The following is a 15,750-nucleotide window of genomic DNA, read 5'->3' as shown; positions in this document are numbered from 1 at the left end:
TTATAAATATATAAATTAAGTAAAATGGAAATTGCAATTATTGCACACGATGGTAAAAAAGCAGACATGGTTCAGTTTTTAAATAAAAACAAAGCCATATTACAGCAAGAAAAAATTAAAATTATTACCACTGGAACTACAGGAATTAAAGCTGAAAATGCAGGTTTTAAAGTTAAAAAAATGCTTTCAGGACCACTAGGAGGCGATGCTCAAATTGCAGCGAGGGTTGCCGAAGGGAAAACCAAGATGGTTTTATTCTTTAAAGACCCACTATCAAGCCACGCACACGAATCTGATGTGAATATGTTAGTACGTGTTTGTGATGTTCATAATGTGCCATTGGCAACAAATGAAGCTTCGGCACAATTGTTTTTAGATGCTATAACACCGCAATCATAGAAATTTCTAAATTTACGTTTTTTGGCAAACAAGCTACTTGAACTGTTTCACGAGCTGGAGCTGTAGTTTCGTTAAAGTAAGAACCATAAACTGTATTTATTGATCCAAAATCATTCATATTCATAATGAATATCGTTGCTTTTACTACGTTTTCAAATGTCATTCCGGCAGCCTCAAGAACGCCTTTCATATTTTGCATTACCTGATCAGTTTCGGCTTCGATGTTTGCCGTAACTAATTCTCCCGTTTTTGGATTAATAGCAATTTGTCCTGAAGTATAAAGTGTATTTCCTTTTAGAACAGCTTGGTTGTATGGCCCAATTGGAGCTGGTGAATTTTCGGTAAAAATTATTTTTTTCATAAGTTTATCTATTTGAATTACTTCGTTTATCCCATTTTATATCACTTAATACACCCGATTTTATACCAATAAAGAAATTCCAATTGGAATTAGTTCCAAATGGTGTCCAATTAAAACTCATTCTCCAACTCAGTAAATCTCTTTCAAAACGAAGTTGAGTAAAAGTAACCCCCTTTTGCACAAAATCATATCCTGTCGATATTCCTGCCTTCCATTTTTTCGATAAATCTGCATTTGCAGAAACCATCAGGGAATTTGAAATAATTTTGTTTTCTCGGTTGTTGTTTCCATAGGTAAGTGAATAGGCGAATGTCATATCCCATGGTAATTTTGAGCTAAAAAATTCTGATATTATATCCTCTCCTTGATCATCACTTTCATCAAATTGACTTTTACTAAGATCGTTTATGTCTGTATTTTTTCCAAACAAATCATCTTCACGTCCTCCATTTCTTGAACCTTGATTATTCGTATCTTTCTTTGAAGATTCATCTTTTTTACTTGTAATCGAATAATTTAAAGTCATATTGGCACTAGTCATTCTCAATAAACTACCGCCATTATCAATATTGAAAACATTCATTCTTTTCCCAGAATTATCAATAGCATAAGGATCTAAAGTTGTTCCGAAATTGACATTCATCTTTTTGTTAAAAATTTGAGTTCCACCGCTAACTCTTACTGGCGACCAAGCAAGTGAAGTTATTCCATCGGCATTGAGGTTATAACTTGTAGAAAGATTCAAGTTGTTAAGAAGCATTATTTTCTTAGCTTCGGTCTTTGTACTGTCTTTATCGGTTACTTTTGCTTCAAAAGTGTTGCTTAAATCAAAACCAAGGGAGTTGGAATTAATTTTTCCGGGTGCTCCAAAAATACCACTTTCAAACCTTGTGTAATCTTTAATCATTGTTCCGCTGGCATCGCTGGCATAAGTGTCATAATATTTTTCAAAACTTGGAGTATAGCCATAAGAAGCAGAAGGTCGCATCACATGTCGAATTGATTTTATTTTTTTATTTTCATCAAAATTGAATGTTCCGTATATAGTAGTACCTATACTGCTTGAAAAATTATAGGTTCTAAAAGCGTCAAAACCTTTTACAATGTTGTCTATAACTTTACTTTGATCTGTATCAAAACTCCTATTGATCGTTTTTAAATACCAAACTTCCTGATAATTTAAGGAAGTCGAAGCACTGAAATATTTAAATAATTTAAAATTAGTACTTAATGGAATGTTATGTTGAACGCCTACCTTTGCGTTTTCAAACATTTGAGGTTTAAAGAATAAAGAATCTGTGGTTACGAAACTGTTTCTGCCGTCTAAATTATATTGCAAATTTATATTTTTAAAAAATCCTTTCTTAACTCCATCTTTACCTACAAAAGGATAAACACGATCAACGCTAAATTGCATATTTGGCAATGTCATATTAATTTGTGAGGTCTGCGTATTCTGTGAATGTGTTGCCGTCAGGGATAATCTTGATTGAGGGATGCTATTAAATGTTTTGCTATAGGAAACAGAAGAACTTAAAGTGTTATTTAAATTAGATCCTATATTTGCTTGATTTATAGATTGTTTGTAGTATTTACTACTTCCAAGATTTACAGAAGCGGAGAAACTAGAATTTGGACTTGATTTCGAATCTTTAGAATGTGACCATTGAATATTATAAATATTTTGTTTTGAATAATCAGGATAACCTCTTTCGCTGTTTATTAAATTTTCGAAACGTATGTTTACATTTCCTCTATACTTATATCGCTTTGCATAACTTGATTCAAAACGCATCGCATAACTTCCGTTTGTGTAATAATCGCCTAAAACGGTTAGATCGTAATTGTCGCTGAGTGCAAAGTAATACCCTCCATTTTGAAGTGAGAAACCTCTGGTATTCGAATCATTATAACTTGGTAAAATTACTCCAGAGATGCTAATTTCTTTGCCCATTGGAAAAAAAGCAAATGGTAATGCTAATGGAGTAGGTACGTTAGCAATGACCATATTAGTTAAACCTGTTACTACTTTTTTTCCTGGAATAAATTTTACTTTATTTGTTTGGAAATAATATTCCGGATTATCTACATCTTTAGAAGTGGTGAATCGTGCCCCTTTCAAGAAATAAACAGAATCATTTTCTTTTTTTGTAATCGCTGCTTTTATTTTAAATTCTCCTTGGTCTGATCTTGAATTCCAAATTAAAGCCTTTTTTGTCTTGAAATTAAACCGAATTGAATCGGGTTCGATTACGTTTTCACCTTGTTTAAAGTTCGGATATTGGGTATATGACCCAGTAGAATCTTTGATTCGCCCGGCATAAACTTCATTTTTCTCATAATCCATTACTATTATTCCTGATTTTAGTTCAATATCTTGATAATAAAGTTCGGCTTTGTCATATAAGGTGATGAGCTTTTTCTTTTGCTCAATTCGGGTATAATTTACAGCTTTGTATTTTAATTTACCCTCAAGAAACACTTGGGGCTTGATGGTATCTTTTTTTATTGTATCTGTTTCCTTTTTTACTATTGGAATTGAAATATTGGAATTTTCAATAATAAATCCAGTAGTTTTTTTTTGTTTATTGGCGGGTATAGCTGTCATTTTTTTTGTTATATCTTGTGAATATAATTTACAAGTTCCCATTGTTAGGAAAATTGATAATAAAACGATATTAAATAAGTTTGTATTCAAAGGTTTTAATGCTATTTTTGTAAAAATATGGCTTGTTTATTGACGTGTCAAACTTACATATAAATTTTTGTCAAAAATAATCAATTAATAAATTTATAACCTTAGTGTTTTAATTAAAATTTTAATTTACAAATGAAATTCAATTATAAGAACCCTATTTTAATAGCGATTTTAACGTTGTTTCTTTATAGTTCCGCATTTTCCCAAAATGATCAATCATTCACAATTATTCTTGATGCTGGTCATGGAGGCAAAGATCCCGGAAATTCATATCATGGGTTTAGTGAAAAAATGATTTCGCTTAAAACAACTCTAAAAGTTGGTGAATTTCTTGAAAAAGAAAAAGATCTAAAAATAATTTACACTCGTAAAACTGATGTTTTTATTGAATTAGCAAATAGACCAAAGATTGCCAACAAAGCAAATGCAAATTTATTCATATCTATTCATTGTAATTCTGTTAAAAATTTTGCGCCTTTTGGTACTGAAACTTTTGTAATGGGTTTGTCTAGAAACGATATGAATTTAGAAGTTGCAAAAAATGAAAACTCAGTTATTTTATTAGAAAATAATTATAAAGAAACCTATCAAGGGTTTGATCCTAATAAACCGGAATCTTTAATAGGACTGACAATGATGCAAGAAGAAAACCTAAATAATAGCATCCTTTTAGCAACAGAAATACAAAATAATTTCACAAATAATTTAAAAAGAAATTCAAGAGGCATTAAGCAACAGCCTTTATGGGTTTTAGATGCCGCTTACATGCCCAGTGTTTTAATTGAATTGGGGTTTTTGTCAAATAAAGAGGAAGGGGAATTTTTAAATTCAGATGAAGGACAAAATAAAATGGCAAAGCAAATAGCAATTGCAATTTTAAATTATAAAAATAAATATTTTGGGGAAGGATTAAATGTCAAATCAAAATACGAACCAAATGAAACCGCTTCTATAAAAACAGAAAATAACGAAAATTTAAAGTCTGTTAATTTTTCTAATGATACTATTTATAAAGTTCAACTTTTTGCTAGTTCGAAAAAAACACAATTGAACTCAAATAAATTCAAAGGATTAAAAGACATATCGAGAACATTTAATAATAATATTTATAGATACATGTATGGCGAAACATCCAGTTTAGAGGAAGCCAAAAAAATGCAAAATGAAGCTCGAAAAACAGGATTTCTAGATGCATTTGTTGTTGTATTTACAGATGATAAAACTAGTAATGCAAACAATAGAGTTAATTAATATTAACTAAATATTACAATTAAAATAAAAATTTTGAAATTAATAAAAGCATTAAGAAAGACCTCTATAATACTATCATTGATGACAATGGTTGTTTGTACTTCCGCTTTAGGTCAGTCTAATCTTTTTAAGGTAACATTGGATGCGGGTCATGGAGCCCATGATTTTGGTGCTACTTATTATGGTCATGTCGAAAAAAATATAAATTTATCCCTTGTACTTAAAGTGGGACAATTGTTAGAAAAATCATCTCAAATTGATGTAATTTATACTCGAAAAACAGATGTGTTTATCGATTTAATTGAAAGAGCTAATATTGCAAATCGGGCAGATTCAAATATTTTTGTCTCCATACATTGCAATGCCAATAAAAATACGGCAGGCGAAGGAACCGAAACCTATGTTATGGGGATGTCTAAAACTGCTTCAAATTTAGAAGCTGCAAAAAAAGAGAATTCTGTTATTACTTTAGAAAAAGATTATAAACAGAAATACGAAGGTTTTGATCCTAATTCACCCGAAACCATGATTGGAATGACCTTGATGCAAGAGGAATATATGGACAATAGTATTTCACTTGCAAGTATGGTACAAGATGCTTTTGGAAAACTTGGAAAAAAGATTAGAGGAGAGGGAGTAAAACAAGCTCCATTTATGGTTCTTCACAAAGCATATATGCCAAGAATATTAATAGAAACAGGGTTTATTTCTAATTATATAGAGGGTAATCTATTGGACTCTGAAGAAGGACAAAACGAAATTGCAAAAGCAATAGCAGACGCCATATTTAGTTATAAAAACGAATATTTTGGGAACAGTAATCCCGATACTACTATTGAGAAACCTTCTCAGAAAGTCATCGGAAATTCTGTTTCAGATACTTCTTCTTCAAAAAATAAATTATAGAAGAAACTGAATTAATTTTTTTTTTAAATGGTAAATAAGCTTCCGCAATTATTTTTAAGGTTCAACTATCCGTAAGGCCTAAAAAAATAGCATTGATACCTAATAATTTTAAAGGGTTGAAAATATTTATATGGAATATGCAGATAAATTATATAAATATATGAAAGGTTGAACATCGGATTATGAGGAATCCAAAAAGCAATTAGAGGAAGCGAAATCAAAAGGATATGATTCAGCCTATTTAATTGCATTCATGAACGGAATTAAGATAAGTATCCAAGATGCAATCAAATAATTAATAACAACAAGTTTGATATTTTTATCTTAAATTTGTAAAAACACTTATATTTTGAAATTAACAAGAGAAAATAAGACCGCAATACTAGTCATTTCGGCAATTTTATTATTTATCTGGGGCTACAGTTTTTTAAAAGGGAGAGATCTCTTTACTAATTATAAAACATTTTATGTCGAATATGATAATGTTGAGGGATTGACCAAGTCAGCTTCGGTTACACTTAACGGTCTTGTAGTGGGTAAAATAAATGAGATCTCTATAGATAAAAAAACAGGAAAACTTTTAGTTGAATTACAATTAAAAACTGATTTTCCTATCTCAAAATCAAGTACAGCCACTATTTATGAACCTGGATTTATAGCCGGTAAACAAATTGCAATTTACCCCAATTACAAAGACCAAAGCTTGGCGGTTGACGGAGATAAACTGCAAGGATCTATAAAATTAGGTCTAACTGCTTCTGTAAGTGAAAAGTTAATTCCAATTCAAGATAAACTAGGGAAGTTAATGATTAACGCTGATAATCTAATTACGGGGATCAACAATGTTTTGGACAAGAAAGGACAGGGAGATTTAAAAAATAGTCTTTCCGAATTAAGCAAAGCCATCGAACAATTTCACAAAGCTTCTGGAAGTCTAAATACAATTTTAGACGATAATAAATCCAAAATCAATGGAGTTGTGTCTAATTTTAATAAAGTGTCAAGCGATTTTGCTAAAATTTCAGATTCCTTAAACAAAGCCGATTTAGGAAAAACTGCTAAAAATCTTCAAAAAACACTCGCAAATGTCGATAAAGTAATGGCTGATCTTCAAGCAGGAAAAGGCACAATGGGCAAAATGTTGAACGACGAAGTTTTATATAATAATTTATCCAAAACTTCAAAAGAGCTAGAATTATTGTTGCAAGATGTGAGACTTTACCCAACACGATATGTTAATGTTTCTCTTTTTGGAAAGAAGAACAAACCTTATGCTGCACCAGTAAACGATTCGGTAACAAAAGTTAAAAACTAGCAATTATGAGCTATTTAGATAACATTTTATTTGTAATACTTTTGATTTTTGGATTTGGATATTTTTATTCCAATATTAAAAAAATCACTAGAAACATAAACCTCGGTAAGGCTATAAACCGCAAGGACAATCCTAAAGCACGTTGGAAAAACATGGCTTTGATTGCTCTTGGACAATCAAAAATGATAAAAAGACCAGTTGCTGGAATACTTCACATTGTTGTTTATGCGGGTTTTATCATCATCAACTTAGAATTGCTGGAAATTTTTATCGATGGTTTATTTGGAACCCATAGAATTTTCGCTTTTTTAGGAAGTATTTATGATGTATTGATTGGCTCTTTCGAGATTTTGGCATTTTTAGTTTTAGTTGCTGTTTTTGTTTTTTGGACAAGAAGAAATATTATAAAACTAAAAAGATTTGCCAACAAAGATTTGATTGGTTTTCCAAAAAATGACGCCAACTATATCCTTTATTTTGAAGTAGTTTTAATGTCCTTGTTTTTATTAATGAATGCTTCCGATTTGCATTTACAAAACATTCCTGGAGGTTTTTCTCATTTTATAAAAGCGGGAAGTTTTCCAATTAGTCAATTTATTGAACCCTTATTTAATGGCGTTTCAAGTGAATTAATAATGTTATTGAATGAATTATTTTGGTGGTTACACATCATTGGAATATTGATATTTATGAACTACTTATATTTTTCAAAACACCTTCATATTCTGCTTGCTTTTCCAAATACTTATTTTGCTGATTTGAATCCAAAAGGACAATTAGACAATTTAGAATCCGTTACCAATGAGGTAAAAATGATGATGGATCCAAACGCAGATCCTTATGCGGCATCACCCACAGATGAAAATTCCGTTCCAAGTAAATTTGGCGCAAGCGACATTCAAGATTTAAATTGGGTACAATTAATGAATGCTTACACCTGTACCGAATGTGGTCGTTGTACTTCATCCTGCCCTGCGAATATTACTGGAAAGAAATTATCGCCACGTAAAATCATGATGGACACTAGAGATCGAATTGAAGAAGTTGGAAAAAATATTGATGCCAATAATGGAATTTTTGTTCCCGACAACAAATCATTATTAAACGATTACATCACTCCCGAAGAATTATGGGCGTGTACTTCGTGCAATGCTTGTGTCGAAGAATGCCCCGTAAACATTAGCCCACTTTCAATTATTATGGATATGCGACGTTACTTGGTTATGGAACAAAGTGCTGCTCCAACTCCAATAAATGCAATGATGACCAATATCGAAAATAACGGTGCACCTTGGCAGTACAACCAGCAAGATCGATTAAATTGGAAAAACGAATAAAAAAGATAGTGCAAAACGAGTTCAGTTCTTAGGTTTTTAAACTTTGAATTTGAAACTATAAACAAAAAAATATGTCAGAAGTTTTAATAGTACCAACAATGGAAGAAATGCTTTCGCAAGGTAAGCAACCCGAAGTTTTGTTTTGGGTAGGTTGTTCCGGAAGTTTTGATGATAGAGCAAAAAAAATTACAAAGGCTTTTGTACGAATTCTAAATCGGGCTAATGTTTCCTTTGCCGTTCTTGGTACCGAAGAAAGTTGCTCTGGAGATCCAGCAAAACGAGCAGGAAATGAGTTTTTATTTCAAATGCAGGCAATGACAAACATTGAAGTTTTGAATGCTTATGAAGTAAAAAAAATTGTAACCGCTTGTCCTCATTGTTTCAATACAATAAAAAATGAATATCCAGAATTAGGAGGGAAATACGAAGTTTTACATCATACTCAATTTTTAAAATCCTTGCTTGACGACGGAAGATTAACTATAGAAGGTGGTCAATTTAAAGGAAAAAGAATTACTTTTCATGATCCTTGTTATTTAGGAAGGGCAAATAACGTGTACGAGGCACCACGTGATTTAATTCAGAAATTAGACGCCGAATTGGTCGAAATGAAACGTTCTAGAGCCAACGGATTATGCTGTGGTGCAGGTGGAGCTCAAATGTTTAAAGATGCCGAACCAGGAAACAAAGAAATAAATGTAGAAAGAACCGAAGATGCTTTAGAAACTCAACCTGATATTATTGCTGCCGGTTGTCCTTTTTGCAATACAATGATGACCGACGGAATTAAAAATAAAGAAAAAGAAGGCACCATTAAAGTGATGGATATCGCCGAACTGATCGCCAATGCACAAGATTTGTAATCTAAAAGAAAACACGGATTTTAGTTTCATAGCTAAAAATTTATAACTCATAACTCATAACTGCAATGCTTGTTCCTTTTGAAAATTTACCCGAAGAATCCAAAATTTGGATTTACCAATCTAACAGAAAATTTTCGGATGCAGAATTTTCTGAAATAGAAACGGATTTGAAATCCTTTCTTCAAAATTGGGAAGCACACAGCGTAGGTCTTGAATCATCATACGAATTAAAATACAATCGATTTATAATTATTGCAGTAAATCAGGAAGTACAAGCAGCCACCGGTTGTTCTATTGATTCTTCTGTACAATTTATTCAAAAATTAGAACAAAAATACAGCGTTGATTTATTAGATAAAATGAACGTTACTTTCAAGAATGGGGAACATATTGCCCACAAATCCCTGATTGATTTCAAAAAAATGGCAAAAGAAAAAGCCGTTACTGAAAACACTATCGTTTTCAATAATTTGGTTAATAATATTCAAGAATATAATGAATCTTGGGAGGTTTCGGCTATGGATAGCTGGCACAGTAGGTTTTTTTAATATACAATTGACTAAATTACAATCGAATGAAATTTATTAGCTGCATATTTTCAATTTATTTAATAGTGCTTTCCTGTTTGCCTTGTGTTGATATGGAAATAAATAGTTCAGTTCAATTCTCAAAAGAAATTTCGTCAAATGACGAAAACCACTCCCACGATAAAAACGGTGATACCTGTTCTCCTTTTTGTATTTGTAACTGTTGTGGAAGCCAAGGATTCGCTTATAGTGCTAATTCCCTATATAATTTCGTAGCTGTCAAAACCCTAATCGACAAAAAAAATCCAGAATATAAATCAGTTCTTACTTCCAATTTCTTCGGAAGTATTTGGCAACCACCTCAAATAGTATAAAGATCACCGAGTAATTTCGGGTTAGGCGATGTAGATTTTTCACATACAAATAAAAGAAGACAAGAAATTGTCTAATTTCTCATTTATTATACTATTACGATGTTAAATAAAATCATAGAATTTTCTATAAAAAACAAACTCATAGTTGGGTTATTTACGCTAGCACTTATTGGTTATGGCCTCTATCAATTGACCAAATTACCTATAGATGCTGTTCCAGACATTACAGACAATCAAGTACAGGTAATTACTTCTGCACCATCATTAGGAGCAACCGATATTGAGCGATTGATAACATTTCCAATCGAACAAGCCAATAGTAATATTTCGGGACTGAAAGAAATTCGTAGTTTTTCTCGTTTCGGTTTATCAGTTGTAACTATAGTTTTTAATGATGCAACAGATGTTTATTGGGCAAGACAACAAGTGAACGAAAGGCTAGGAGCTGTAAAAGACCAAATTCCAAAAGGTATTGGTTCTCCAATATTAGCACCTGTAACCACAGGGTTAGGAGAAATTTATCAATATGTAGTTAGAGCAAAACCGGGATATGAAAAAAAATATGATGAAACGGAATTAAGAACAATACAAGATTGGATAGTTCGCCGTCAGTTATTAGGAGTTGAAGGTGTTGCAGAGGTCAGTAGTTTTGGAGGTAAATTAAAACAATTTGAAATTGCAATTGATCCTAATAAACTACAATCTTACAACATTACAATTTCTGATGTTTTCACGGCTTTAGAAAAAAATAATCAAAATGCAGGTGGTGCATACATCGAAAAAGGACCAACCGTTTTGTATATTAGAAGTGAAGGATTAATTAGTACTATTGAAAACATTAAAGACATTTCTATTAAAAACACCAAAAGTGGAAGTCCTTTGTTTATTCGTGATGTTGCCGATGTTCGTATCGGAAGCGCTATTCGGTATGGAGCAATGACTTTTAACAAAAGAGGTGTTCAGTCTGGTGAAGTTTCGGGTGCAGTTGTAATGATGCTAAAAGGAGCGAATAGTAATGTTGTTATTAAGAATATAAAAGAAAGAATTGAACAAATTAAAAAGACATTACCAGATGGGGTAGTTGTTGAACCATTTTTAGACCGAACTAAAATGGTAAATAATTCAATTTCTACTGTTGGTAAAAATTTAATAGAAGGAGCACTTATTGTGCTTTTAGTATTAATCTTTTTTTTAGGAAATGTAAGAGCAGGATTAATCGTTGCTTCGGTTATTCCATTAGCGATGTTGTTTGCTGTAATCTTTATGAATATTTTTGGTGTAAGCGGTAATTTGATGAGTTTAGGCGCATTAGATTTTGGATTAATTGTAGATGGCTCTGTGATTATTGTCGAAGCGTGTTTGTTTAGTTTACACAGTCAAAAGAAAGGAGAAATTACCCAAAACCAAATGGACGGATTGGTTTTAGAGACTTCAACTCGAATGCGAAATGTAGCTGTTTTTGGAGAATTAATTATTTTGATTGTTTATATTCCAATATTTACATTACGTGGTATCGAGGGAAAAATGTTTTTGCCAATGGCACAAACAATCGCTTTTGCTTTGTTTGGGGCTTTTATTCTGGCGTTAACTTATATTCCTATGATGACAGCTTTATTTTTAAATAAAAAAATAACGCACAAACAAAATTTTTCAGATCGAATGATGGAGAACTTAGAAAATTTCTATCAGCCACTTTTAGAAAAAGCATTAGCAATACCAAGAATCATTATAGCAACAACATTAGCATTATTTGTTTTAGCCATCATTACACTATCGTTTATGGGTGGCGAATTTATGCCATCATTAGAAGAAGGAGATTTTGCTGTAGAAACCCGAGTTTTGCCAGGAAGTAATTTGCAAACTTCAATGACGGCTATTTCACAAGGAGCAAAAATATTACTAGAAAAATTTCCAGAAGTTGAAAAAATTGTTGGAAAAACAGGTAGTTCCGAAGTACCAACTGACCCAATGCCAATTGATGCCAGTGATATGATGGTTATTCTAAAAAACAAATCAGAATGGACATCAGCAACAACTTTTGATGGATTATCCGAGAAAATGGCAAAGGAACTAGAGGCTATTACGGGTGTTTCTTATGGTTTTCAGTATCCAATTCAGATGCGTTTCAACGAATTAATGACTGGAGCAAGACAAGATGTAGTTTGCAAGATATTTGGTGAAAATTTGGATACATTAGCGGTATATGCAACTAAGTTAGGAAAGATTGTAAAAACTGTAAAAGGGACTTCTAACCTTTTTGTTGAGACTGTTACAGGAATGCCACAGATTGTAATTAATTATAATCGTCCAATGATTGCGCAATATAATTTGAATATTGAAGACATCAACAGAATTATAAACACTGCCTTTGCAGGACAAAGCACGGGTTTAATTTATGAAGACGAAAAGCGATTTGATTTAGTGGTTCGCTTAGCAGGAGAAAAAAGGAGAGACCTACTAGATGTTCAAAATTTATTGATTCCAACACCAAATGGCTCACAAATTCCATTATCACAATTAGCAAAAGTAGAGATTGCAGAGGGGCCAAATCAAATACAAAGAGAAGATGCTAAACGCAGAATTGTTGTTGGTTTTAATGTTCGGGGGCGTGATGTACAAAGTATTGTAAAAGAATTGCAAAATAAGGTAGACACACAAATTAAGTTTCCTGCAGGTTATTATCCTACTTATGGCGGCGCTTTTGAAAACTTAAATGCAGCAAAACAACGTTTAATGATTGCCGTTCCTGTTTCGTTATTATTAATTTTCGTCTTACTGTTTTTTGCTTTTAAATCAGTAAAACAAGGATTATTGATTTATTCGGCTATTCCATTATCAATGATTGGTGGGATATTCTTTTTGGCAATGCGAGGAATGCCTTTTAGTATCAGTGCAGGAGTTGGATTTATTGCTTTATTTGGTGTGGCTGTTTTAAATGGTTTAGTCTTAATTGCAGAATTCAACCGTTTAAAAAAATCAGGGGAAACCAATTTAAAAGCAATTGTTTTACAAGGTACAAGAATACGTTTGCGTCCCGTTTTAATGACAGCACTTGTGGCTTCACTCGGTTTTTTGCCAATGGCTTTAAGCAACGGTTCAGGTGCAGAAGTTCAAAAACCATTAGCAACTGTGGTAATTGGAGGGTTAATAGTTGCTACATTCTTAACTTTATTTGTTTTACCAATTTTATATATAATGTTTGAAAAAGGAATTAAATTAAATACAAGAAGGATAAAATCAACTACAACAATTATTCTGTTAGGATTGTTTTTTTCTTTTCAAAATATCAATGCACAAAAAAATATTTCTTTAGATAAAGCAATTGAAACTGCATTACAAAACAATTTGAAAGTTAAAATCCAGAAACTCAATTCCGATTATTTGCAAGAAATGGCTAAAACTGGCTATGATATTCCCAATACAGAAATTAGTAGCGAATACGGTAAGTTTAACAGTAATACGAATGATCTAAAAGTAGGATTTTCGCAAAATTTAAGATTTCCCACAGTATACAAAAGACAAAAACAACTTTTAGTTGAACAAGCAAAAACAGGTGAATGGAATGAATTCTTGCAAAGAAGAGAACTGACCAAGCAAGTTTCAACCGTATTTTATGAAATGTTATATCTCAAAGAAAAAGAAAAACTATTGATTAAAACGGATAGTATTTTTATTGAATTTTTAAGAAAGTCAAGACTTCGTTTTGAAAAAGGTGAAAGTAATATTTTAGAAAAAGTAACTGCCGAAAACCAATCAGGACAAATAAAAATTCAATTACAAGAAGTACAAAGTGATTTTAAAATGCTTCAATCAAAATTCAAGTATTTATTAAATGATGATACTTATTTTACTCTTTTTTCTAATAATTATAAAATGACTTTCGACGAGAATTTAGATAAAAGTACGATTTCAAATCAACCAAGTGTACACCTTAAAGAACAAGAAATAAATAGTAATAAAGCTGAAATTGCTTTAGAAAAATCAAAAAAAATACCTGAATTAGTTGGAGGTGTTTATTGGCAGACTTTTAAATCCAATACTATTTTACAAGATAATTTTAATGGTGTTTATGGACATTTTGGAGTGGCGCTACCCTTATTTAATTCAGCAATTAAAAACAAGCAAAAAGCTTTAGAAATAAACACTCAAATTGCAGAAAATGAATTGGTTAACGAAAAAATAAAACTACAAACTCAGTATCAAGTATTGTTACAAGAATATAAAAAAAATAAAGCAACAATAGACTATTACGAAACTATAGCACTTAAAAATGTAGTTTTAGTAGCCAATGCAGTTAACAAAAAATTTATTAATGGTGACATCAATTATATAGAATGGGTAATGATTATTAACCAAAATACCGAAATTCAAAGTAATTATATTGAATCCATCAGAAAAGGAAATGAAACAATTATTAATATAATGTACTTAACATCTAAATAATATGAAATTAAAAAACAAAGAATTCCAAAATAAATATAGTATTATTAGGAATGTAAATATACTTATCACAATGATAGCTTTTCTATCCCTTTCATCTTGCGGTAACAAAAAAACCGAAGAAGATATAACAGATTCAACAATTATCGAAAACACAGCTACGCTTTCCGATGCGCAAATAAAAAATGCGGGAATTCAAACTGGAAAAATCGTGCAAAAAGAAATATCGGAAACATTAAAATTGAATGGAAAAATAGACGTACCACCCCAAAATTTAGTGTCGATAAGTGTACCAATGGGAGGTTATTTAAAAAGCACTAGTCTTTTAGAAGGAATGCATGTTACTAAGGGAGAAATTTTGTGTGTGGTTGAAGACCAACAATACATTCAACTTCAAGAAGATTATCTTTTAGCAAAAGCTAAAATTGTTTATGCCAAAGCAGAATTTGAACGTCAAAAAGAACTCAATCTAAGCAAAGCTAGTAGCGACAAAGTATATCAAAAAACACAGGCCGAATACAATTCACTTTCAGTAATAGTTCAATCCTATGGCGAAAAACTAAAATTAGCTGGGATTAATCCAAATAACGTAGTAGCAAATGGTATTTCAAAAAGCATCAATGTGTATTCGCCAATAAGTGGATTTATTTCTAAAGTCAATGTAAATACTGGTAAATATGTAAACCCAAGTGATGTTTTATTTGAAATTGTAAATCCATCTGACATTCATTTGGCCCTGACCATTTTTGAAAAAGATATTAATAAATTGGCAATTGATCAATCAGTATTGACTTACACCAACAGCAACCCAGAAAAAAAATATCATTGCACAATCATTTTAATTGGAAAAGATTTTACAGAAAACGGAAGCGCCGAAATGCACTGTCATTTTGATAACTACGATAAGACACTTTTGCCAGGAATGTATATGAATGCCGAAATTGAATTAAAAAGTCAACTATCAAATGTTTTGCCATCAGATGCTATAGTTAGTTATGAAAACAAAAATTATGTTTTTGTAGCCAAACAAAACAATAAATTTGAAATGAAAAAAGTAACCATAGGAAATGCAGAAAATGGATTTACAGAAATTCTTTCAGACGATTTGAATCAGGCAAGTATTGTAATAAAAGGAGCGTACTCCTTATTGATGAAATTTAAAAATATAGAAGATTAAAAAAAAAATCAAACGAAACTAAAAATAATTTCTCTAAATGGAATATAAATAAGGAGTTCTATTTAATTTTTTAATAGGGCTCCTTATTTATTTAAGGTTGTT

At 31.5% G+C, this 15,750-nt stretch carries 12 protein-coding genes; 10 read left to right on the top strand and 2 right to left on the bottom strand.

What is annotated here, in order from left to right; genetic code table 11:
- The first annotated feature begins 24 nt into the window (after positions 1 to 24).
- Entirely contained in the window at positions 25 to 399 is a 375-nt protein-coding gene (locus AABM59_RS09140) for a methylglyoxal synthase (protein ID WP_338408662.1), read from the top strand.
- Here AABM59_RS09140 and AABM59_RS09135 read toward each other — a convergent pair.
- Positions 380 to 760: a RidA family protein gene (locus AABM59_RS09135; RefSeq protein WP_338408661.1), complete on the bottom strand. Its 381-nt coding sequence runs from the start codon at positions 758 to 760 to the stop codon at positions 380 to 382. The genes AABM59_RS09140 and AABM59_RS09135 overlap by 20 nt on opposite strands.
- A gap of 4 nt (positions 761 to 764) precedes the next feature.
- Positions 765 to 3,410: a putative LPS assembly protein LptD gene (locus AABM59_RS09130; RefSeq protein ID WP_338408660.1), complete on the bottom strand. Its 2,646-nt coding sequence runs from the start codon at positions 3,408 to 3,410 to the stop codon at positions 765 to 767.
- Positions 3,411 to 3,590: 180 nt separating this feature from the next.
- Here AABM59_RS09130 and AABM59_RS09125 point away from each other — a divergent pair, with 180 nt between their 5' ends.
- From AABM59_RS09125 to AABM59_RS09085, 9 genes are all read left to right on the top strand, one after another.
- Positions 3,591 to 4,709: an N-acetylmuramoyl-L-alanine amidase gene (locus tag AABM59_RS09125; RefSeq protein WP_338408659.1), complete on the top strand. Its 1,119-nt coding sequence runs from the start codon at positions 3,591 to 3,593 to the stop codon at positions 4,707 to 4,709.
- A gap of 33 nt (positions 4,710 to 4,742) precedes the next feature.
- Positions 4,743 to 5,615: an N-acetylmuramoyl-L-alanine amidase gene (locus AABM59_RS09120; RefSeq protein WP_338408658.1), complete on the top strand. Its 873-nt coding sequence runs from the start codon at positions 4,743 to 4,745 to the stop codon at positions 5,613 to 5,615.
- 349 nt (positions 5,616 to 5,964) lie between these two features.
- Positions 5,965 to 6,930, top strand: coding sequence for an MlaD family protein (locus tag AABM59_RS09115; protein ID WP_338408657.1), 966 nt, complete (start codon positions 5,965 to 5,967; stop codon positions 6,928 to 6,930).
- Between the two features lie 5 nt (positions 6,931 to 6,935).
- Positions 6,936 to 8,267: a (Fe-S)-binding protein gene (locus tag AABM59_RS09110; protein ID WP_338408656.1), complete on the top strand. Its 1,332-nt coding sequence runs from the start codon at positions 6,936 to 6,938 to the stop codon at positions 8,265 to 8,267.
- A gap of 71 nt (positions 8,268 to 8,338) precedes the next feature.
- Positions 8,339 to 9,130 carry a (Fe-S)-binding protein gene (locus tag AABM59_RS09105; protein WP_338408655.1) on the top strand — a complete coding sequence of 264 codons (792 nt, stop codon included), beginning with the start codon at positions 8,339 to 8,341 and terminating at the stop codon, positions 9,128 to 9,130.
- 65 nt (positions 9,131 to 9,195) lie between these two features.
- Positions 9,196 to 9,678, top strand: coding sequence for an ABC transporter ATPase (locus AABM59_RS09100; RefSeq protein WP_338408654.1), 483 nt, complete (start codon positions 9,196 to 9,198; stop codon positions 9,676 to 9,678).
- Positions 9,679 to 9,704: 26 nt separating this feature from the next.
- Entirely contained in the window at positions 9,705 to 10,031 is a 327-nt protein-coding gene (locus AABM59_RS09095) for a DUF6660 family protein (RefSeq protein ID WP_338408653.1), read from the top strand.
- 99 nt (positions 10,032 to 10,130) lie between these two features.
- Positions 10,131 to 14,474, top strand: a complete 4,344-nt coding sequence (locus AABM59_RS09090; RefSeq protein ID WP_338408652.1) for a CusA/CzcA family heavy metal efflux RND transporter — start codon at positions 10,131 to 10,133, stop codon at positions 14,472 to 14,474.
- Positions 14,475 to 14,544: 70 nt separating this feature from the next.
- Positions 14,545 to 15,648 carry an efflux RND transporter periplasmic adaptor subunit gene (locus AABM59_RS09085; protein WP_338408651.1) on the top strand — a complete coding sequence of 368 codons (1,104 nt, stop codon included), beginning with the start codon at positions 14,545 to 14,547 and terminating at the stop codon, positions 15,646 to 15,648.
- Positions 15,649 to 15,750: the final 102 nt, after the last annotated feature.

Source organism: uncultured Flavobacterium sp. (genome assembly GCF_963925185.1).
In the GTDB taxonomy this organism is placed as follows: domain Bacteria; phylum Bacteroidota; class Bacteroidia; order Flavobacteriales; family Flavobacteriaceae; genus Flavobacterium.
This window is presented reverse-complemented; position numbering and strand designations above follow the sequence as displayed.